Annotated in this window: 20 protein-coding genes; 11 read left to right on the forward strand and 9 right to left on the reverse strand. The window is 59.8% G+C overall.

The features are described from left to right. Window positions 1-3 precede the first annotated feature (3 nt). Window positions 4-165, forward strand: a complete 162-nt coding sequence (locus R3E82_10965) for a hypothetical protein (protein MEZ5551401.1) — start codon at window positions 4-6, stop codon at window positions 163-165. A gap of 36 nt (window positions 166-201) precedes the next feature. Here the strand turns inward: R3E82_10965 and R3E82_10970 are convergent, their stop codons facing one another. After that, a complete protein-coding gene (locus tag R3E82_10970) occupies window positions 202-3,159 on the reverse strand; it encodes an AsmA family protein (protein MEZ5551402.1) in 2,958 nt (985 codons plus the stop codon). A 222-nt stretch (window positions 3,160-3,381) separates the two neighbouring features. Between R3E82_10970 and R3E82_10975 the strand changes: the two genes are divergently transcribed. Together R3E82_10975 and folE2 are read left to right on the forward strand one after the other, a co-directional pair. Further along, window positions 3,382-4,071: a glutathione S-transferase family protein gene (locus R3E82_10975; protein ID MEZ5551403.1), complete on the forward strand. Its 690-nt coding sequence runs from the start codon at window positions 3,382-3,384 to the stop codon at window positions 4,069-4,071. A 134-nt stretch (window positions 4,072-4,205) separates the two neighbouring features. Further along, entirely contained in the window at window positions 4,206-5,144 is a 939-nt protein-coding gene (gene folE2 / locus R3E82_10980) for a GTP cyclohydrolase FolE2 (protein MEZ5551404.1), read from the forward strand. Between the two features lie 44 nt (window positions 5,145-5,188). On the opposite strand, the gene R3E82_10985 is transcribed toward folE2, so the two are convergent. The 6 genes from R3E82_10985 to R3E82_11010 form a co-directional block, all read right to left on the reverse strand. Next, window positions 5,189-5,869: a response regulator transcription factor gene (locus tag R3E82_10985; protein ID MEZ5551405.1), complete on the reverse strand. Its 681-nt coding sequence runs from the start codon at window positions 5,867-5,869 to the stop codon at window positions 5,189-5,191. A gap of 83 nt (window positions 5,870-5,952) precedes the next feature. Further along, window positions 5,953-7,248 carry a HAMP domain-containing sensor histidine kinase gene (locus R3E82_10990; protein ID MEZ5551406.1) on the reverse strand — a complete coding sequence of 432 codons (1,296 nt, stop codon included), beginning with the start codon at window positions 7,246-7,248 and terminating at the stop codon, window positions 5,953-5,955. A gap of 24 nt (window positions 7,249-7,272) precedes the next feature. Next, complete coding sequence (locus R3E82_10995; GenBank protein MEZ5551407.1) at window positions 7,273-7,773, reverse strand: DUF2878 domain-containing protein; 501 nt, start codon at window positions 7,771-7,773, stop codon at window positions 7,273-7,275. A 78-nt stretch (window positions 7,774-7,851) separates the two neighbouring features. Beyond that, window positions 7,852-8,694 carry a 1-acyl-sn-glycerol-3-phosphate acyltransferase gene (locus tag R3E82_11000; GenBank protein ID MEZ5551408.1) on the reverse strand — a complete coding sequence of 281 codons (843 nt, stop codon included), beginning with the start codon at window positions 8,692-8,694 and terminating at the stop codon, window positions 7,852-7,854. A 9-nt stretch (window positions 8,695-8,703) separates the two neighbouring features. Next, window positions 8,704-9,555, reverse strand: a complete 852-nt coding sequence (locus R3E82_11005; GenBank protein MEZ5551409.1) for a DUF1295 domain-containing protein — start codon at window positions 9,553-9,555, stop codon at window positions 8,704-8,706. A gap of 162 nt (window positions 9,556-9,717) precedes the next feature. Next, on the reverse strand, window positions 9,718-10,356 hold the full coding sequence (locus R3E82_11010) for a hypothetical protein (GenBank protein MEZ5551410.1): 639 nt from the start codon (window positions 10,354-10,356) through the stop codon (window positions 9,718-9,720). 121 nt (window positions 10,357-10,477) lie between these two features. Here R3E82_11010 and R3E82_11015 point away from each other — a divergent pair, with 121 nt between their 5' ends. From R3E82_11015 to R3E82_11025, 3 genes are all read left to right on the forward strand, one after another. Then, the gene (locus tag R3E82_11015) at window positions 10,478-11,443 is read left to right on the forward strand and encodes a TauD/TfdA family dioxygenase (protein MEZ5551411.1); all 966 of its coding nucleotides are present in this window, start codon (window positions 10,478-10,480) and stop codon (window positions 11,441-11,443) included. A gap of 105 nt (window positions 11,444-11,548) precedes the next feature. Beyond that, complete coding sequence (locus tag R3E82_11020) at window positions 11,549-12,301, forward strand: tyrosine-protein phosphatase (GenBank protein ID MEZ5551412.1); 753 nt, start codon at window positions 11,549-11,551, stop codon at window positions 12,299-12,301. Window positions 12,302-12,325: 24 nt separating this feature from the next. Continuing rightward, window positions 12,326-13,072 carry a DUF4197 domain-containing protein gene (locus R3E82_11025; protein ID MEZ5551413.1) on the forward strand — a complete coding sequence of 249 codons (747 nt, stop codon included), beginning with the start codon at window positions 12,326-12,328 and terminating at the stop codon, window positions 13,070-13,072. Window positions 13,073-13,132: 60 nt separating this feature from the next. Here R3E82_11025 and R3E82_11030 read toward each other — a convergent pair whose 3' ends face one another. Beyond that, the gene (locus R3E82_11030; protein ID MEZ5551414.1) at window positions 13,133-14,131 is read right to left on the reverse strand and encodes an NADP-dependent oxidoreductase; all 999 of its coding nucleotides are present in this window, start codon (window positions 14,129-14,131) and stop codon (window positions 13,133-13,135) included. A 75-nt stretch (window positions 14,132-14,206) separates the two neighbouring features. Between R3E82_11030 and R3E82_11035 the strand changes: the two genes are divergently transcribed. The 3 genes from R3E82_11035 to R3E82_11045 are packed head-to-tail and all read left to right on the forward strand — an operon-like array spanning window position 14,207 to window position 16,493. Then, window positions 14,207-14,809 carry a glutathione S-transferase family protein gene (locus R3E82_11035; protein ID MEZ5551415.1) on the forward strand — a complete coding sequence of 201 codons (603 nt, stop codon included), beginning with the start codon at window positions 14,207-14,209 and terminating at the stop codon, window positions 14,807-14,809. Further along, window positions 14,806-15,870 carry an LLM class flavin-dependent oxidoreductase gene (locus tag R3E82_11040; GenBank protein ID MEZ5551416.1) on the forward strand — a complete coding sequence of 355 codons (1,065 nt, stop codon included), beginning with the start codon at window positions 14,806-14,808 and terminating at the stop codon, window positions 15,868-15,870. Before R3E82_11035 ends, R3E82_11040 begins: the two co-directional genes overlap by 4 nt. After that, entirely contained in the window at window positions 15,867-16,493 is a 627-nt protein-coding gene (locus R3E82_11045) for a hypothetical protein (protein ID MEZ5551417.1), read from the forward strand. Before R3E82_11040 ends, R3E82_11045 begins: the two co-directional genes overlap by 4 nt. A 26-nt stretch (window positions 16,494-16,519) precedes the next feature. On the opposite strand, the gene R3E82_11050 is transcribed toward R3E82_11045, so the two are convergent. Continuing rightward, complete coding sequence (locus R3E82_11050) at window positions 16,520-18,298, reverse strand: acyclic terpene utilization AtuA family protein (GenBank protein ID MEZ5551418.1); 1,779 nt, start codon at window positions 18,296-18,298, stop codon at window positions 16,520-16,522. Window positions 18,299-18,494: 196 nt separating this feature from the next. Between R3E82_11050 and R3E82_11055 the strand changes: the two genes are divergently transcribed. Together R3E82_11055 and R3E82_11060 are read left to right on the forward strand one after the other, a co-directional pair. Then, a complete protein-coding gene (locus R3E82_11055) occupies window positions 18,495-18,875 on the forward strand; it encodes a VOC family protein (GenBank protein ID MEZ5551419.1) in 381 nt (126 codons plus the stop codon). Window positions 18,876-18,936: 61 nt separating this feature from the next. Beyond that, on the forward strand, window positions 18,937-19,707 hold the full coding sequence (locus R3E82_11060; protein MEZ5551420.1) for a glutathione binding-like protein: 771 nt from the start codon (window positions 18,937-18,939) through the stop codon (window positions 19,705-19,707). The last annotated feature ends 33 nt before the right edge of the window (window positions 19,708-19,740 follow it).

The following is a 19,740-nucleotide window of genomic DNA, read 5'->3' on the forward strand; positions in this document are numbered from 1 at the left end:
CTGTTGCGGGGATTGCCCCTGGCTGACTCCGGTCGCTGTCGTGAGCTGTTCAATCAGTATGGGCTGACTGGCGTGGAGCGGCTTGTCCGCGCCATCCGTTACGACACTGCGGGCGAATACACCCGTCAGCTCGAACGCCTCGCTTCCCTTATCCCTGCATCCTGACCGGCACAGTCAGGTTGCAGCGCCCCACCCCGGTGCTCAGTCGGGTGCGGGAGCCGGTACAGTCGGGGGTGGCTTCAGCAGATCTTTGAGACCCCGCTTGAGCAGGTCTTTTGTGGACGCTGGTCTGGATTCGGCGGGTACCGGTTGTGCAGGCGCAGGCGCTGACCCGGATTCCGGTGTCGAAGTCCCGGCCTGATCCCCGTCATGTTCCTCTTCCGGCTCGCCCGCAGAATCGGAAGCCGTAGCCTGTTGCGCGCTCTCCCCTGCAACCGTCGTAGTGGGTTCCGCGGTCTCCTTTGTCCCACCCAGCCGTTTCAACAGAGCGTCCCGCGCACGTTCCTGCACGGTGTCGCGAACCGTCGTGCTCACCAGGTTCTTCAGATCTACACCCACCCGCGGGCTTGCCATCGGGCCTTTGATCGTCAGCGGGATCGTCGTGTTCACGAGTTCGTTCAGACTGCTTGCGGCTGTGGTGTCGGTACCACGCTGCACCTGTGCGTTGAGCTGGTAGTCGAGGGCGAGATCCACCAGGTTTACGCCCCCCTTTCCAGCAAGGCGCAGATAAGGGATTTCCGCGCTGAGCTGGTCGGTGCCCAGCACGCCGTCCACCATCCTGCCCGCAAAAGACAGGGCGCGTATGGCAGTGACTTTCTGCTCGGGTACAGCCGGTAGCGGTGTCTGGCGCAGCAGCGACTGGGCCCGTTGCACTTCGTAGACCAGGTCCATACCCCGATAGACGCCATCACTCAGACTCATGGAGACGTTGCCGGTCAGCGCTTTCAGCAGTTCCGCCTGGGTATTGCCGGTGCCCGTTCCGGCGAGCTGCAATGTCAGTGCACCGGCCAGTCGATCCGAGTCGTACAGATTTTTCAGCACCTCTGCCACCTGCACCGCGCTGATCTGCTGATCCAGGGTCAGGCGCGCTTTCGCCCCGGTGGCGTCGATTTGGATGGTGCCCCGATAGCTGCCCCCATACAGGGACGCCTGCAGCGGATCCAGCCGCAATATACCGTCTGCCGCCTGCACCCGGGCTGACAGGTTCTGCAGAATGAGCTTCGCAACACTGATCTGACCCGCCGTCAGTTTTCCGTCGAGCCGCAGGTTGCGGATCAGTTCCACAGGGATCTCGAAAGCGGCTTCCTCCGACAGACCAGCGTCTGCCGAGCTCGCGGTATCCGGCGCGAGATAGTTGTCCAGATTCATTCGATCCAGGCTCAGATCGAATCGGAGTGCCTGCTTGTCGAAGTCATCGACAGTGACCGCGCCGGTGATGTTCGACTGATCGAGCCGCCAGTCCATCTGTTCGAGGGACAGGTTGCGGCTGCCAAGACGCCAGCGCGTAGTGCCGGACAGAGCACTCAGCGCCCCAGGATCTGCCGTGGCGGTGTCCGCGTCGAACGCCTGGAGAAGCTTTCGGGGCGAAAGGGCCTGCAGGTCGAGCGTACCGCCGAGCGCGGGTTCAGCAGCGGCCACATCCCCCCTGCCTTCCAGCAGGAAAGTGCCGCCGGCGCCTTTGCCGCCCACAGTGAGCGCCACCCCGCCCCCTTTCTCGCTGACACCGAGCTTCACATCGGCAAGCTCCAGGGTTGAGGCCTTGAGTTTTCTGATCAGCAGGCGGCCGTCCACATTCAGACCATTGAGCGTGTCGAAGGGGACCAGGGTGGGTTCCGGACTGCCGCCGCCAGCGGTCGATGCCGCGGGTGCTGACAGGTAGCGGTCGACGTCGATGCGATCAAGCTCCAGGTCGAATCGAGTTGCCGGTGTCTCGAACCCCTGAATCGCCGCGTTACCGGTCAACTCGGAATCATCCAGGCGCAGTCTCACATCCTCCAGCGTCAGGTGGTCGCTACCGGCGCTCCAGAGCAGGGAGCCAGTGAGACTGGTAAGTGCCTTTTCATCTGCCGGGTGGCGGTCTGTGATGCCCAGTGCGCTCATGAGCTTGCGCAATCCGACCTTGCGGATCTCGACATCGCCGCTCAGTTGACTGTCGGGGATGCCGAATTCCCCTGCCGCGTTGAGCACGATTTCAGAGTCGAATCCCGTCGCGGTTGCGGCCAGTCCGGAGAGGCGTCCAGCCAGCGTATCCGGATCCAGTTCCACCAGGCCCAGACCGGCGGCAATCTGGATATCGCCGGTGAGACCTTGCGGTGATTCCAGCAGCATGTCTGCTTTGACGACGCTGGCTTTGACCCCCGTGCCGGGTGTGGTGGCCAGCTCCAGACTGTCTGCACTGAGCAGACCTGCGATGCGACGGGCGGGTACCTGAGGTCCACTGGCATCCACCTCCATCTGCAACCCCTTAAGCACAATGCGCTCTCCCGACTGGGACAGGGCGCTTGCCAGTTTCAGGTGCGCGGTCGTGCCATCTGAGTCGTCGCTGGCACGCAGAGACAGTTCGAAATCCACGGCCAGTTCAGCCGCCTCCAGGGAAGCAATCGGCCCGGTTTCCAGCTCAATGTCCGCAGCACGATAAGCTGCACCTGTGCTGCGATTCTGATAGCTGATCTTCGCATCCCGAATCCGGATCCCGGCGACGCTCAGCTGCCCGGTCGCGGCATCACTTTGTACCGCGGCGCCGGGTTGTTCTGCCGTGTCTGTAAACGTCCAGTTGTCCCGGCCGTCTGCCAGCTGTACCAGCGCGAGTTCGAGGCCATCCAGCGTCACCTGACCGATACGGATTTCCCGCCGACTCAGCAGCGGCCAGATTTCCAGGCTGAAGTCACCCGCTGCAATCCGGGCAAAATGTTCCGCCGGGAAGTCGGGGGGATTCCCCAGGGTAGCGGCCCCGACCGACACGCTGCAGCAGGGAAACAGTTTCAACCCCAGTTCGCCACCGAGATCGAAGCTGCGCTGCGTGGACTGTTCGACCGCCTCCTTGATGTAAGGGCGATAGTCTTCCGGCTCGAAGAGGAAGGCCACGGCAACGGCCAGCGCGACAGCGGCAGCCACGATGGCTCCGATCAGCCAGAGACCGATCTTCAACATACTGCTCATACTGGCATCCACTCACCCTGATCAACGATGGCTGTTTGTCCGAAATCCGGGACGCGAGTTCCCCGCATCAACTTTCCGGCAGCGGGGACTCCCGGGCAGCCGCGCTGACAGACCGGCACCTCGAGTGCGGATAATAGAGTAACCCGGGTAGGAAACCGGCTAACCTGTACCGAAGAATTTCACAAGTGCCAGCCAATTCACACCACCAGCCCGGGAGACGGAATGAAACTCTACACAGGCGATCTGAGCCCCTACTCCGCCAAGGTCCGCATGCAGATCTACGCGATGGGTTTGAAGGACATCAAATTCGAACTCCCCGCCGCCTTCTACATGGGCAAGCTGTCCGAGATTTCACCGATAGGCCGCATCCCCGTGCTCGAGGTCGAAGACGGCATCATTCCCGAGTCCGAGGTCATCTCCGAGTATCTGGATGATCTCTATCCGGACCGCGCCCTGACCGGAACAACGCCGCGAATGAAGGCCGACGTCCGCCTGATATCCCGAATCGCCGACATCTATCTGATGAACAACATCTTCATGGCACTGCCGCAGATCAGTCGGAAGACGCGTATCGATGCCGTCAGAGATCTGCTCATGGGACAGGTACGCCGGGGGATGGGTGCGCTGGAAAAGCACATTGGTACAGGCAACTTTGCAGTCGGCGATTCCCTCACCCGGGCGGACTGCACCCTGGTACCCGCACTGTTTCTCTGTGAAAAAACCGTGCCCCGGCTCGATGTGGAGAATCCGATACTCGCGACAACCAGGGTCGCCGCCTACTGGTCAAAAATTCAGGAAAACGAATACGCGGCGAAAATCCTCGATGAAATGGATCGAGGACTGCAGGCCCGGCTCGATGGCACGGAGCGGAAGATGATCGAAGAGGCCATCGCCAGGCAGAAGCAGTCCTGATAAGACAGCGGCCCTGGCCGGACGGGTTTTGACGTCACCTTCACGGCGCAGTCTCTATCTTCCTTGCTTGAAGAGATCATCTGCAAGGAAGAGGACACTGCATGAATCGTTCAACGTCGACCGCGCTCGCCCGAATGCCGGATATCGCCAGGGAGCAGCACCTCGCACCACAGGGGGAACTGAGCTGGGTCGGCATGAGCCGTGTGCACCAGCCCATCCGCCTGCAGCATGCGGGTGGCGACGATCCGGTGCTGGCATCGGTCGGAGTCTATGTGGACCTTACCGACCCCCTCGCCAAGGGTATTCATATGTCGCGGCTGTACCTGCAGCTGGACGAATACGCCCGCCATCACACGATCTCGCCGGCCAGCCTCAAACTGCTGCTGAATTCGATGCTCAGCACACATCGTGACATCAGTGGCAGTGCCCGACTCGAGTTCGAGTTCGATCTCTGTCTGCGCCGCCCGGCACTGAAATCCGATAACTCCGGCTGGAACAACTATCCGGTCACCATCGATGCCGTTCTGGAGGATGGCCAATACAGCTTCGAACTCGGCGTGGAAGTCACCTACTCCTCGACTTGCCCCTGCAGTGCAGCCTTGTCGCGCCAGCTCATTCAGGCCGCGTTCGATGATGCCTTCCAGAGCAGAGAGCCGAACGGCAATTCAGCCAGCGAGCCGGTGTCCTTCTCCGATGTCCGCAGATGGCTGGGCACTCAGCAGGCTATTGTTGCTACCCCCCACAGCCAGCGCAGTCTCGCTAATGTGAAGGTACGCCTGGGGGATGTGGATACTTTTCCCATCGTCGACCTCATCGACACACTGGAAGACGCACTGGCCACCCCGGTGCAGACCGCTGTGAAACGCGAGGATGAGCAGGAATTCGCCCTGCGCAACGGACAGAATCTGATGTTCTGCGAAGACGCAGCACGGAAAGTGAAGAAAGTACTGGACGCATCTGACGCTGCCTTCACCGACTACAAGGTCCACATAGAGCATCAGGAGAGTCTGCATGCCCATGATGCGATCGCGGTCGTCATCAAAGGCGTGGACGGTGGCTATCAGCGTCGCTGAATCGAGTATTCAGTCAGCGCGCACCGCTCGCTGCACACCAACCCCTATGTGTCGGCCTGCCGCGCGTTGACCCGATAGCCCTGACCTGATCGCGTTTCCACCATCGGGTAGTCGAAGGGCTGATCCACCGCCTGACGCAGGTTGTACAGATGGCTGCGCAGGGTATCGCTGTCGGGTCGATCATCCCCCCAGATCTCCCGTTCGATCGTCTCCCGGCTCACAAACCTGGGCGATTCCCGCATCAGGATCCTGAGAATGCCAAACAGCGTCTTGGACAGCTGCACACTGGCCCCGGCCCGGGTTACCTCCAGGGTTTCCACGTTCATTTCCAGTTCGCCCACGCTGTAGACCGCTGCCAGTCCCCGGTGGCGTCGGACCAGGGCTTCTATCCGGGCTTCCAGCTCGGGGAGTGCGAAAGGTTTGACCAGATAATCGTCTGCGCCCACATCGAAGCCTTCAAGCTTGTCGTCGAGTTCGTCCCGCGCGGTCAGCATGATGATCGGTGTCGTGAGCCGGGCTTCCGTACGCAGCCTGCGGCACACTTCCAGACCGTTGATTCCTGGCAGCATGATGTCGAGGATGATGGCGTCAAAGCTCTGGGTCACCGCAAGATGCATGGCGTTGACACCATCGGCTGCGTAGTCGAGCGTGTAACCGCTGGACTCGAGGTAGGCGCCCACCGTCTCGGCCAGTTCCATATGATCTTCCACCAGCAGCAGGCTGATTCCTTTCGTTTCTCTTGCTGACACTTTTTTCCCCTGTCCGCTCCGCCTTCCGACGCTGTCTACCGCGGTATCTGGTTCAACTTTCAGGATGTCCGGGCATCCGGCACAAATCGCACTCTGATCGTGGTGCCCTTGCCCAGCTCGCTCTCTGCGGTGATGGTCCAGCCGAACTGGAGCGCGAGACGCTTTACTATGGCCAGTCCCAGACCGTGGCCCCTGCCGACCTCCCGACCCGAATCTGCACGATAGAAAGCATCGAACGCATGTTCCAGCTCTTCGGCCGCCATGCCAACACCTGTGTCCGATACGACCACTTCCCCTCCGGCGATGGAGACATCCACGCGCCCATTGCGGGTGTAGTTGATGGCATTACGCAACAGATTGCCAATCAGCATCTGCACGATCCTGGCCGGCACCGGGACGGTCAGCCGGGCAGTCTCACTGAGACTGACGGTGTTGCCATGGCGATGTGCCAGAGGCGTCAGCTGCTCGACTTCCGCAGCGACCACTTCATTCACCACCGTATCGACATCGGGCACGCTCAGCTGCCCTTCCCTGGCAAGCAGCATAAGAGTTTCCAGCAGTGACTCCATGTCTTCGACCGTACGCCGCATCCGCCGCAGTGCATCGAGATCTGACTTCGGTCGCTCGGTGTTCCGCTCCATGAGGTCGAGCGAACCTTTAAGAACAGCCACCGGTGTGCGCAGCTCATGCCCGGCATCCCGGGTGAAGACCCGCTCCCGCTCGATGAAACGGTCCAGCCTGGAAGTAAAGTGGTCCACCGCGTCGATCATCGTCTGCACTTCGGTATCTCTGCTGTCGCGGAGATGATCCAGATCCAGATCCAGGCTCTGGTCCTTTTCGAAGTCGAAGCGTTCGAGATAGTTGGCCAGCCGGACTATGGGCGAGATGGCCCGCTGCGCCATGCGATACGCGACGAACAGCATGCTGTATATCAGCAGCAGTACGATCGTTAAGGGTATGAAGCCGAAGTACAGCGCCAGATCCGATACCTGCTTCTGTTCGAAGACCAGGTACAGCCGCCTCCCATCCCGTTCTGAGACGTGGAGAATGGGCTGGCGATCGCCGAGATCGATACGACCAAATCCTACCGGCTCATCGAGCAGTTCCGGGGGCACAGCACCCCCGCCGCCAGGTCCGCTCAGGTAGCCGCGCATGTTCGCCGTATCGGGCAGTGGTTGCCTGGAGTCTTCCGAGTATCGGTTCCAGAAGTGTTCCGCCTCGGCTTCCAGCGCCGCCCGGGTCAGCAGATCTTCTACGATCACCCCCTGGGTGACGTAGATGCCCAGCACTGTCGCGAGGCTGATGATCATCACCTGCAGGGCGAATACCCGTACCAGCTTCGCCCGCAATCCCACGGTCTTCAACAGGAAGAACTCCGCTTAATCAGTGATGCGTGCCGGATCTCTGGCGTAAGTGCCCGCATAGGTATAAACCCCGTAAAAAAGGACCACCCAGCTGATCGAGATCACCCCGAGGGCGGCAACTTCGGGAACCACGACCGCACCCAGCTTTTCGCCTCCGAGATAGGACAACGGCGCGCACAGGCCTGTAATCAGGGCCCCGAGCACAGGCTGGTCACGGAAAAACGCGAGACTGTGATTGATGGAGAAGCCAACTGCAACCCAGAGCAGTCCGATCCACAGCGGCGCAAACCGGCTGTCGAAATCGAGCACGCCAAAGGCGACCCAGACACTGTCCAGCGACCAGCCCACAACGATCAGAAATACAGCAAGGGCACCGTCTGCGCGCCAGGTACCCTGAGTGATCGAGAAACACAGGAGCGCCGCAACACCCACCAGTCCGATGAGCGAACCACCCAGCACACAGGCAAACCAGGTCAGGTTGAACAACACCAGATTTACGATATTCGAGGCTTTCAATTGGCCACCCGCAGTCTTATCAAACGGGCAGCGTAGATCATCCGCTGTGAGCCCACCGTGAAAGTGCGGCACAGGCTGTCATCCTGCCTGCGGTTTCGGCAGCGCCGCAGCAATCATTTCATCCTTCAGCTGCCAGCGATCGTTCAGCCAGCGCCGGGGCCCCGCCCGGCAGACCTCATCGATGGGGAAAGTTTCAATCCGCAATTGCGGCACCGGTACGCTGCCACCCAGGAATCTGAAAAAATCAAAGGGTTCCGGATGAACGATTGTGACGTCGACCACACACCCCGCCTGGGGCTCCAGCGCACGACAGAGCGCTTCGAATCCGCCTGGCCGGGGAGGCAGCAGGTGCCGGTAGGGGCTCTGCAGCATCGCCCGCTTGTCCCTGGTGAACCTCGTGCCTTCCGCAAACGACAGAATCGCGCTGGTTGACTCCTTCACCCGGTCGCAGGCATCTTGGACCCGCCGCATATCATCCAGGCGGCGCTGTGCATCGTCCTGAGAATCTGATGCCCGGCGGGTGAGCAGGGGAAATTCATAGGCCCAGAGTATCAGTCCGAGAATGGGAATCCAGGCTAGTTCCTTCTTGGCGAGAAAATTCACTATGGATCCGGAGCGTCTCATCAGACTCTGAATGAGCAGCACGTCAACCCAGCTGCGATGATTGGCAACCACGATACTCGCTGCTTCCGGAACCAGCTGCGGCTTCGGCAGATCCAGTCGATGACCGAGAACTGATTCGAACCACCAGTCGTCCGCCCGCACAGCGGTCAGATAGATCCAGCGCAATGCAGATCGAAAGTGGCCTTTTCCGGCCGGCCAAAGAATCCTGCTCAGTGACAGAACCACCAGAGGTACGCACCAGAAAGTCAGATTTAGGGTGATGAAGCCAAGGGACAGGAGGCTGCGCAGGGTGGCCATCTGACGACCCTAAAGGGGCGGACGCGGGACCAGCACCGGGGTCCGGGCCTTGTACGCCTCATAGCCTGCGTCTTCGCCCCAGGCTTTATCTGCCCGCCGTTCCAGCATGTTGATTCCGCTGATCCGCGTCAGCAGCACGTAGACGAAGAGCGGGCTTGCCAGAGTGAGCAGCTGCCATCCCTGCAGCACCGGAAATGCGATACAGGCAATGCCGATCCACAGGGCAATCTCACCGAAGTAGTTCGGGTGTCTGGACCAGGCCCACAATCCGGAACTGATGAACTGCCCCTGATTTGCCGGATCCTTGCGGAACTGCCGCTTCTGTTCGTCTGCCGCGGCTTCGATTCCGAATCCGGCCAGCCACACCAGCGTGCCGACAACCGCCCAGCCACCAAGCGGTTCGACAGTTTCCGACGTCATCGCCGCCAGCGCACAGGACACGGTGAACAGCACCCACAGCCCCTGCAGCGTCCAGGTCATGAAAAACATCCCCAGAGCGTTCTTGATCCTGTTAAAACGTCTGTCGAATCCGTCTCGATGGACACGCAACGCCAGGAAAGTCCCCAGCCTGATCGCCCAGATCGCTATCAGGAAACCGAGCAGAACCGCCCGGCCGGAACCGTTCCCAAGCGCATAGGCCACGCCTGCAACAGTCAGGTAAGTCAGACTGCCCGTGAGATCGTAAAACCGTTCGGTTTTCAGAATGGCCGCAGGAATGAAAGCAAGCCACTGGATCGCGAAAGCCAGAACCGCACAGATTGCGAACACCGGCAGTGCTCCGTAGACCGCACCGCCCTGACTGCCAGCAACGGTCAGGCCTGCACCGACGAGCAGGATAATGAGTATCTGCACAGCAATCATGGCAACCCCGGATATCCGCTTGTAGAAGATATGGCCCTAAAGCCAGCACCGCAATCGAACCACAACGGGGTTGAAATTCTTGTGAAATGCCGGGATATCAACCCGTCGCGCTGGTTCGCGGGCAACTCGGAGCCCGCGAAGCAACCTCAGTTGGCGCTGCTGTTACCTTACCGGGTCTCTACCGGCACTGGTCGACATCATCAGAAATCCGGTAAACGCCGCGTTGTTCGGAGACAGCGAGGGATCGACCAGGGCTTTCATCTTCGCTATTTCATCCCGGTAAGCCGCATAGAAATCCCAGGTCGGCCGGGGGTGATAGACCAGCCCTTCCAGCTCGAACTGCCGAATCACATTCTTGGTTGTCGTGGGTTTTACAAAGACTTCCTTCTGCGGCCGCAGATACAGCAGGCAGATGGTCATGAGGCTCCATTTCGCCAGCTTCGCTTCGCCGAGCACATCCACAACCTCCTGAAACCCCTGTGCCTGCCTGCCGTGCAGGAGCTTCTGAAAACCGTCCCGCAGATACGCACGATCCGCTCTGTTGAGGCCATTCACGTAATCGCGAAATTTAGGCTTCTCGAACAGAGACACCATGGAGGATCGGGTCACAACCTTGACGATGTCATCCAGTACTGCCTGCTGGTTAATAAAATTCTTCTTCGCCAGGGCCACGGACGCAAACTCCGCCAGCTTGCCGACATTGTGTTTCTTCCCGATTTTCTGCATTTCCTCGCTGTCGAACCCGCCCGGGTAGCGGTGCAGAAACAGCGCCTCTGCCTCTCTCAACTTTCTGATATTCATAAGCTTTCTTGCAACTAACCGAATTTTCCCAATGACACTCTGGCGCACTTCCGGCCTTTGACCTGCCCCACCGCTACCTGCTGTAATCCGGTGACCCTTCCGGCGCACGGCCACAGCAGACATGAGCAGCATACGCGTTGATCCCATTCCGGAAAAAGTCTTCGGTGCCGTCGTCACCCATGTTCGGCTGGCCGAACTCAGCGACGCCGAGTTCGTGGCCATCAAACAGGCTTTTCTGCAGTACGGCTTTCTGATTTTCCCGGAGCAGTTCCTTTCAGATGAGGAGAATGTTGAGTTCGGCAGGCGTTTCGGCGAACTCGAATTCGGCGCCTACCAGATGGCGAATCAGGTCAGGGACGCCCAGGGTAGTTACGGAGAGATACTGTCGCTGCAATCCCAGCGGATGCAGACGAATCTGGGCAACGAAGCCTGGCACACCGATTCAACCTACTGGCCGATCAGCAGCAAATGCGCGATGCTCTCCGCCGTGGTCGTTCCCGGGAAGGGGGGCGAAACCGATCTCGCTGACATGAGAGCGGGTTATGCGGCTCTGGACCAGATCACCCGGAAGCGGATCGAACATCTCAGCGCCTATCACTCCACCCAGTACTCCCAGGCCAGGGACATCGGCAATTTTCCGGAACAGAGAGAGGGCACCATCTATCACGGCGAAGCATACCTGCGTCCACTGGTGAAGATTCACCCGGAAACCGGCATCAGGAGTCTCTTCATCGGCCGACACGCCTTCGGTATTCCGGGTTTCACCCGCAGCGAGAGCGCGCAGCTGCTCAAATCCCTCGTCGATTTCGTGGTGTCGGAACCCTCGCGCGTGTACCGCCATCGCTGGCAACCCGGCGACACCATGATCTGGGACAACCGCGCGCTGCTGCATCGGGCCAGACCCTACGACTACTCCCAGCCGCGCGTGCTCATCGGCACCCGTATCGCTGGAGATCCGGCATCTGAACTCGCCTGTTACCCGGAAGATCCTGAAGCCGAGGCAGGACGGCGGGCGCTCGCCGCGGAACTGGCAGCATTGCGGAAGGAAACACAGAACAGCCGACCCGACGCAGCCACGGCTGGATAGTTCAATTGGGTCTGCAGCAGGGCAGCTCACCGCGGCCTGTCGACGCCGCACGCCCCAGGTCGCATGACGCAAGGCACAAATTCATCCGATAAAAAATGGTACTCAATGATCACCGACTACGCTGACCGACATCACCCTTTCGAAGGCTGCTTCAACTTCCGGGACATCGGCGGATACCCCACTTCATTCGGTAGAACCGTGGCCTGGGGCAGGTACTACCGCACAGGCCGCCAGGACCGGATGACGGCCGCAGACCTGGCAAAACTGAAGGCAATGAGGATTGCCACCCAGATCGATCTGCGCAGGCCGGACGAGGTCCGCGACCAGAGTCGAGGTCCTCTGGAAAGCATGGGTGCCGCCTATCACAACCTTCCGGTGATTCCGGAAGGCGGCTCGGATCAGCTCAGCCGCCTGGTAGGGGACAGTGGAATTTCCGGGAAGCGCTATCTGGGCTATCTGGAGTTTGGTCCGGAACCCTGGATCCGCATGTTCGAAATTTTTGCCGAAGCCCGCAACCAGCCCGTACTGCTGCACTGCACTGCGGGGAAAGACCGCACTGGAGTGTCCACGGCATTCCTGCTCGCTGTGCTGGGTGTCGAACGTGCACTGATCGAGGCGGACTATGCGCTGACCAATCGGGACATCCATCGCCAGGCGGATTTCATCGAAGCCACCAGCGGCTATCCCGAAGGTGTGGACCGCCAGCTCATGCTGCATCACTCAGGTGTGCCGGACGAGGCGATGAGCGACTTCCTCGACGGGCTGGAGGAAAGATGGGGTGGCCCACTCGGCTACCTGCGGGAAATCGGGATCACGGAAGCGGCCATGGAGGCTGTCCGACGTGCATTCCTCAAATAGAAAATTTATTCAGGGAGAGATCGCGTGATAACAACTGTTTCATCAGCCGCAGGTCGTGCACTGTTTGTGCTGGCCCTTTCCATCACCACCAGCAGCGGTCACGCAGCTGCCTCCTGGCTGGACAAACTGAAGAACGCACTCTCAGAAAAACAGCCCGCCGTCGAGACGTTGACTACCGGAGATATCGCCAACGGTCTGAAGGAGGCGCTGAAGGTGGGAACCGGGAACGTTGTTTCCCAGCTGGGCCAGTCGGGTGGATTCAATCTCGACCCCGAGATTCACATCCCGCTGCCGGCTCAGCTCGATCAGATCAGAAACCTGCTGGCCACGGTCGGCATGGATGGCAGCCTGACAGATCTGGAAGCGCGGTTGAATCGCGCGGCCGAGATCGCAACCCCAAAAGCCAAAGCTCTGTTCCTGAATGCGATCAACGACCTGACCCTGGACGATGTGAAATCCATCTACGATGGCGCGCCCGATGCCGCAACTCAGTACTTCCGAGAGAAGATGTCGCAACCGCTCGCTGCAGAGATGAAGCCGGTGGTGGATGAATCACTCGCCGACGCAGGAGCAGTGCAGGTCTTCGATACGATCATGGCGCGCTACAGAGACATTCCCTTTGCACCAGCGATTGACGCCAATCTGAGCGACTATGTGATCGACAGGGGGACAGACGGCATATTCCACTATCTGGCCCGGGAGGAGGCGGCGATTCGCGCCGATCCCGCAAAGCGCACGACCGAGCTGCTGCAGCAGGTGTTCGGCCGGTAATCGGAATCCCGCTGGCAGGACCGGGGAGACCCCGGTCCTGCGAACGGACAACAGGGTTACTCAATCCTCTGCCAGTCTCACCAGCATTTTTCCGGTGTTCTGTCCCTGCAGCAGACCGATGAGGGCGGCTGGCGCGTTCTGGATACCTTCCATGATGGTTTCTTCATACTTCATGCGCCCTTCCTTCATCCACTTGCGCATATCCGCCAGAAACTGTTCGCGCATGTGATTGAATTCGTAGACGACAAATCCCTTCATCGTGACCCGGTTGTAGATCATGTTGGAAAGGGTAGTGACACCTTCGGATCTTGCGCCTTTGTTGTTGTAGGCAGAGATCATCCCGCACACGGGTATGCGGCCCAGAGGCCGCATCTGACCACAGGCCGCATCCAGATGCGCACCACCGACGTTTTCGAAATAGACGTCGATACCATCCGGCAGACCGATGTGCAGCTCCCGGGAGATGCTGCTGGTTTTGTAGTTGAAGGCGTGATCGACACCGAGTTCGTTGCGCAGATACCTGACCTTCTCATCCGATCCGCAGCTACCGGCAACCCGACAGCCATAGATTTTCGCGATCTGGCAGACCACAGAGCCCACGGCGCCCGCCGCTGCGGAAACGAAGACGTTCTCCCCTTCTTTCAGCTCACCGGTCACCAGCAGCCCGCCATAGGCGGTCAGTCCTGTGCCGCCGAGGATGTGCAGATGGGTGGAGAGAGCTTCCCCCTGCGGTCTGATGACACTCAGGTCTCGGCCGTCGGAGAGGTGATATTCGCGGAAGCCGGAGCGGTGCAGCACATAGGCGCCCTGCGGATAGTCGGGAGAAGTACTCTGGATCACCCTGCCGATGGCCCCACCCGGCATGGCTTCATCCAGCTTTGTCTGCCCGTTGGACAGTGCCGGTCGCATCGCCGGATCCACGGACATGAGGAGATTCTTCACCACAATGTCCGAATCTGCTGGTGCCAGCGGCCGCTCGACGAGTTTGAAGTTCGCTTCCGCTGGCAGCCCGTCAGGGCGGGAAACCAGGTGAATCTCACGGCTTATCAGTTGACTCATCTCGCTCAGTCCTCGTCCTTAAAAATTCGCGGCATAGTATCATGGCGGCCGCACAGCCAATCCGGTACCGATACCATGCATCTCCATACTCAGAGCTCTTCCCCGAACGGCCAGCGGGTCAACGTCTTCATGAAAGAGAAGGGCATCGATATCCCGAAGACCGAGGTCAATCTCCGCTCTGGGGAAAACCTCAGCGAGGCGTACCGTGCGAAAAATCCATTCGCTCGTGTGCCCGTCCTGGAACTCGACGACGGCAGCTATCTCTCGGAGAGTCAGGCCATCTGCCTCTATCTCGAAGGCCTGCACCCGTCGCCCAACCTCTTCGGCGAGTCACCCCGGGAAAAAGCGATGATCGAGATGTGGTCCCGCAGGGTCGAACTCAACCTGCTGATACCGGTAGCACAGGCCTTCCGCAACATCACCGGTTTTTTCAAAGATCGGGAAAAGTGTGTGCCAGAGTGGGGAGAAGTCTCAGCAGAAGTGGCCCGGGATGCGGCGGGAGTTTTTGATTCGCATCTGGCAGAACATCAGTACCTGATTGGATCACGTTACTGTGTCGCGGACATGACCCTCGCCATCCTGGTGGGTTTCGCAAAAAACGTCGGACAGGACTTTTTCGATCTCAGGCACCTCGCCCGCCATCACGCCGAGGTAACCGCCCGGCCATCCTTTAAATGAGTGTCGACACGCATCAGTCTCCACCCGGACTGCCACCGTTCAGCGTGCTGGACCTTGCACCCATCGCCCAGGGCAGCACAGCCACCCGCGCACTGCAGAACAGCCGCGATCTGGCAAAACACTGCGAAGCATGGGGGTACGAACGCTTCTGGCTGGCCGAGCATCACAACATGCCTGGCATCGCCAGTTCCGCCACTGCGGTCGCAATCGGTTACGTCGCGGAGGGCACCTCCTCCATCCGGGTAGGTGCCGGGGGCATCATGCTCCCGAATCACGCACCGCTGATCATCGCCGAACAGTTCGGTACCCTGGCGGCCCTCTATCCAGGGCGCATCGATCTCGGCATCGGCCGGGCGCCCGGTACAGATCAGGTCACCGCGCACGCGCTGCGGAGAAATCTGCAGGGCAACATCGACGACTTCCCGCGGGATGTGATGGAACTGCTGGCCTTTCTCGGCCAGCCCCAGCAGGGCCAGCGGGTGCATGCCGTACCCGGCGAGGGATCGGAAGTCCCTGTCTGGATTCTCGGGTCAAGTCTGTATGGGGCTCAACTTGCCGCCGCCCTGGGCCTGCCCTACGCATTCGCCTCCCACTTCGCACCCGCCGCCATGATGCAGGCTATCGAAATCTACCGGGAGAGCTTCAAATCTTCGGAGTATCTGACGAAGCCCTACGTAATGCTGGGCTTCAATGTCTGCGCTGCAGAAACCGACGAGGAGGCCCGCTTCCTGCGCAGCTCCTCCCTGCAGGCAGTGTTGCGTTTGCGGCGGGGTACACCGGGTCAGCTGCCACCACCGGTCCGGGACTTCGAAGAATCATTGACGAGTGAAGATCAGCTGCTGCTGTCTCAGTACTCATCCACCTCTGCGGTGGGTACGCCGGAAAAAGTACTCTCGGAAATGACCGCCTTCTGCACACAGACCGGCTGCGATGAGCTCATTGTTGCAAGCCAGATCTTCGACCATGAGAAGCGCCTGCGATCTTTCGAGATCGTATCGGAGCTGCACAGCGGGATGACAGGCTCCAACCAGTCAGCATCCCGGGTTACCAATCGCCTGTGACCGGGTCACATTCGGAATCCGGGATCCCTGCGCACTTCTTCAGTCGCGCAGACGAGTCGCCTGACGAGAATTTCTACGCAGCGCCACGCTTCGTCACACACATCGATGAGGCGACGATCACATCCCTCACCCGTTTCTACAGGGAGTTTCTTCCCGATGGTGCGCGTGTCCTGGATCTGATGTCTTCGTGGATTTCACATCTGCCCCCGGAAAAGCAGTTCAGCAGAGTCAGCGGTCTCGGAATGAATGCTCAGGAGCTCGCTGCGAATCCGAGGCTGGATGACTACTGTGTGCACAATCTGAACCGGGATCCTGATCTGCCCTACCCACCCGGCGAGTTCGACCGCGTGCTGATCGCCGTATCGGTGCAGTATCTGATTCGACCCATCGAGGTCATGACTTCAATCCATGAAACCCTCTCCGATGCGGGTGCAGTGTGCATCGCAATGTCACACCGGCTGTTTCCGACCAAGGCTGTTGCTGCGTTTCAGAGTATCAGTGCGGAAGATCGCGTGCGTCTGGTCAGCCACTACCTGGAGGCAGCCGGTTTCAGTGAGATCGCCTGCCACGATCGCTCCCCGCCGCACGCGGATCCCCTGTGGCTGGTGGTCGGCTGGTGCTGAGGCGTTGATACCTGCCCGGAAGCCCCCTATAGCCCCACTTCCGCAGCCAGCTCAGCAGGCACATCGACGATTCGAGAGCGCAGATACTCGCCCATCGACTTCGCCTGCCCGTCCAGGCGATTGTTGGCGGAAACACCGTCGCCGAGTATTCCGTGGATGTAGAAGTTCAGCGCCTTCAGGTTCGGCATTTCATAACGGTCTATTTCGTATTGTGCGACATCCGGCATCAGCGCTTTCAGTTTTTCGACAGTCAGAAATTCCGCCAGAAACGCGTAGGCGGTATCGGTCTTACCCCATATGCCGACATTCGCGCAGCCGCCTTTGTCTCCGGAGCGGGTACCGTACAGACGCCCCAGCGGGATCTTCTTAAGCGCACCTTTGGGAATCGCAGGCAGAGTTACCGGCGTCTGCTGATAATAGATCTCATCAAGACCCAGCTGACTGGTCGGCACCACGTCCACCACCCTGCCACCCACGTGCACCCGTTCGACTATGTGTCTGCTGTCTACCAGCGCCGGCCAGTAGGCGATCACCGGACCCCCCGCAGTGCCACCACGCCCGCTGAAGCCGGGATAGTTGGCAAGGGCGAGTTCAATGTGCCTGGCCGAAAACAGACGCCCTACTTTGTTCGGATCCTTTGAATGAACGTGTATTCGCAGACTGGCCTGGGCCTCCTCGTTCTGCACTGCGTTCGGGTTGTCTGTACGGATCAGCTGGGTTTCCACTTTATCGAACTGTTCCCGCCCGCCCAGGGAATGGAAGAAGGTATCCATGAATACCTCTGCCTTCTCTTCAATATCCAGGCCGGTAAGCAGGATCTCGATGCCCGTTTTGAAGCCGTCTGACGTGTTGATACACACTTTGTGGGTCGGCGGTGGATTCGAACCGCGCACACCACTGACACGCACCCGGTCCTCTCCAACCTGCTCAACGGACAGCGAGTCGAAATGCGCAATCACATCCGGGTTCAGGTAGGCGGGAGTGGAAATCTCGTACAGCAGTTGTGCCGTTACCGTGCCAACCGACACGAGCCCGCCGGTACCAGGATGCTTGGTAATGGTGAAGCTGCCATCCGCTTCGATCTCTGCGATGGGATAGCCTACGTTGCGGAAGCTGGGTACTTCCTGGAAGAAGGAATAGTTCCCGCCACAGGCCTGACAGCCGCACTCGATAATGTGGCCCGCGGTAAGCGCACCAGCCAGGGCATCGAAGTCATCCCGGGCCCAGTTGAACTTCCAGGCTGCAGGACCGATCACTACCGCCGCGTCCGTTACCCGCGGACAGATCACGATGTCGGCGCCCTGGTCGAGGGCCTCTTTGATTCCCCAGGCACCGAGATAGGCATTGGCGGTGAGGACTGAGTTGCCGGATCCACTCAGCGGGATACCCTTATCCATATTCAGAAAAGCTTCGCCCTGGGTCTGCAGGTCCTGTATCCGGTCAACGAGATCGTCGCCGTCGATATAAGCGACGGTTGCTGTGATGCCCAGTTCATCCAGGATCGCCTGCACGTCTTCTGCCATGCCCGCGGGGTTCAAACCTCCCGCGTTGGAGACGATCTTGATGCCCTTCTGCATACAGGGTCCGATGACTTCCCGGACCTGCTTGAGGAAGGTGCCGACGTATCCGGCACTGCCGCCACGCTGCTGTTTCTGATTGTAGAGAATCGCCATGGTCAACTCGGCGAGGTAGTCGCCGGTGAGTACATCGATCGGGCCGCCTTCCACCATTTCCCGGGCGGCGGACAGTTTGTCACCATAGAAACCGCTGCAGTTCGCAACGCGCAACACTTCACCCTCAGCCACTTCGCACCTTCCGATTTTCTCCGTACCGGCGAGCAGCCTACTCAACCCCCCGCTGCAGAACAACCGGGCCGGGAACGCCAGTGATCCACAGGGGCCTGCCCGTTGTACAGGCCTGCTTCGGGGCTGATGCGCAATCTGTCCCCGCTCTTACCCTCGATTGAGGTAATCTGCCTCACCCCGAAACCAAGGAATACAGATGTTCAGTCATATCATGGTCGGCGCCAATGACGTCGAGAAATCCAGGAAGTTCTACGATGCGACGCTCGGCGCGCTCGGTATCAAACCGGGGGTCATGGATCCGAAAGGTCGCTGTTTCTACCGCACACCTGCGGGTGTTTTCGCGATCACCCCGCCCATCGACGGCAAGCCGGCCACCCATGGCAACGGCAGCACCATCGGTTTCACTGCGCAGGACCCGGCACAGGCAGACGCCTGGCACGCGGCAGGCATCGCCAATGGTGGCACGACCTGTGAAGATCCGCCCGGGGTACGGGATGGCGGAGCCGCAAAACTCTACCTGGCATACCTGAGAGATCCTTCGGGTAACAAACTCTGCGCGCTGCACAGAATGAGCTGATTCTCCGCGCAGCCTCCTGCCCTGCAGCAAAGCGGGGCTTCCAGCAATTCGGAAAACACTTATGAAAGGCTTCCTCAAGCTTCCGCTGCTCGTCACGCTTGCCTGGATGATGCAGCTGCCGGACCAGGCATCTGCCACACCCGCACAAGCCGTTGTCGACTTACCCGACATCACCATTTACCACCTCGAGGGCCGTCGCTCCGAACGGATCGTCTGGCTGATGGAGGAATTGAACCTCCCCTACAAGCTCATCTACGAACGCGGCGATCTGGCCGCCTCCATGGCCAGGATCAGGGAGATCAGTCCGGATGTACCGATGGCGCCCACTGTGGTGATCGGTGATCAGATCCTGGTCGAATCCGGCGCGATCATAGAGGTCATTCTCAACCGCTATGCACCGGGTCAGCTTCAGCCGCCGGTCGACACGGCCGACTATGCGAATCATCTGATATGGATGCACTACGCGGAAGGCAGCCTGGCTGCACGCCTGTTTTCCGACTACCGGGCATGGCTGAAAGAGCCGCCCACTGTTCGTTCACGCATGGTGGATTCGGAAGCCACAGTACAGTACGCGGAAAACTACCTCGGCAGGCATCCCTGGTTCGGTGGCGCGGAATTCACCGGCGCCGACATCATGATGATGTTCCCGCTCAATGTTGCTACTGGACTGAACCTTGTCGACGAGGCGCAATTTCCCAACGTCGCGGCGTGGAAAAAAAGGGCCGAAGCGCGCCCCGCCTATCAGCGGATGCTGAACGCCGCACGACCGGATGGCATGATCGGGAATCTGCCGCGTCTGCCGAAACACGCACCGTCAGGCCCTCGTGGCTGACCGGGCACCAGGGAAGTGACCGCAGAGACTACA

The organism is Pseudomonadales bacterium, from assembly GCA_041395945.1.
Lineage (GTDB): Bacteria > Pseudomonadota > Gammaproteobacteria > Pseudomonadales > Azotimanducaceae > SZUA-309.

Excerpts from the sequence above, each read along its gene's own strand:
- R3E82_11060 (MEZ5551420.1), top strand. The coding sequence starts at position 18,937 with ATGAAAGGCTTCCTCAAGCTTCCGCTGCTCGTCACGCTTGCCTGGATG.
- R3E82_11010 (MEZ5551410.1), bottom strand. The coding sequence starts at position 10,356 with ATGAATATCAGAAAGTTGAGAGAGGCAGAGGCGCTGTTTCTGCACCGC.
- R3E82_11015 (MEZ5551411.1), top strand. The coding sequence starts at position 10,478 with ATGAGCAGCATACGCGTTGATCCCATTCCGGAAAAAGTCTTCGGTGCC.
- R3E82_11005 (MEZ5551409.1), bottom strand. The coding sequence starts at position 9,555 with ATGATTGCTGTGCAGATACTCATTATCCTGCTCGTCGGTGCAGGCCTG.
- R3E82_11035 (MEZ5551415.1), top strand. The coding sequence starts at position 14,207 with ATGCATCTCCATACTCAGAGCTCTTCCCCGAACGGCCAGCGGGTCAAC.
- R3E82_10970 (MEZ5551402.1), bottom strand. The coding sequence starts at position 3,159 with ATGAGCAGTATGTTGAAGATCGGTCTCTGGCTGATCGGAGCCATCGTG.
- R3E82_11055 (MEZ5551419.1), top strand. The coding sequence starts at position 18,495 with ATGTTCAGTCATATCATGGTCGGCGCCAATGACGTCGAGAAATCCAGG.
- R3E82_11020 (MEZ5551412.1), top strand. The coding sequence starts at position 11,549 with ATGATCACCGACTACGCTGACCGACATCACCCTTTCGAAGGCTGCTTC.
- R3E82_11030 (MEZ5551414.1), bottom strand. The coding sequence starts at position 14,131 with ATGAGTCAACTGATAAGCCGTGAGATTCACCTGGTTTCCCGCCCTGAC.
- folE2 (MEZ5551404.1), top strand. The coding sequence starts at position 4,206 with ATGCCGGATATCGCCAGGGAGCAGCACCTCGCACCACAGGGGGAACTG.
- R3E82_11000 (MEZ5551408.1), bottom strand. The coding sequence starts at position 8,694 with ATGGCCACCCTGCGCAGCCTCCTGTCCCTTGGCTTCATCACCCTAAAT.
- R3E82_11040 (MEZ5551416.1), top strand. The coding sequence starts at position 14,806 with ATGAGTGTCGACACGCATCAGTCTCCACCCGGACTGCCACCGTTCAGC.
- R3E82_10975 (MEZ5551403.1), top strand. The coding sequence starts at position 3,382 with ATGAAACTCTACACAGGCGATCTGAGCCCCTACTCCGCCAAGGTCCGC.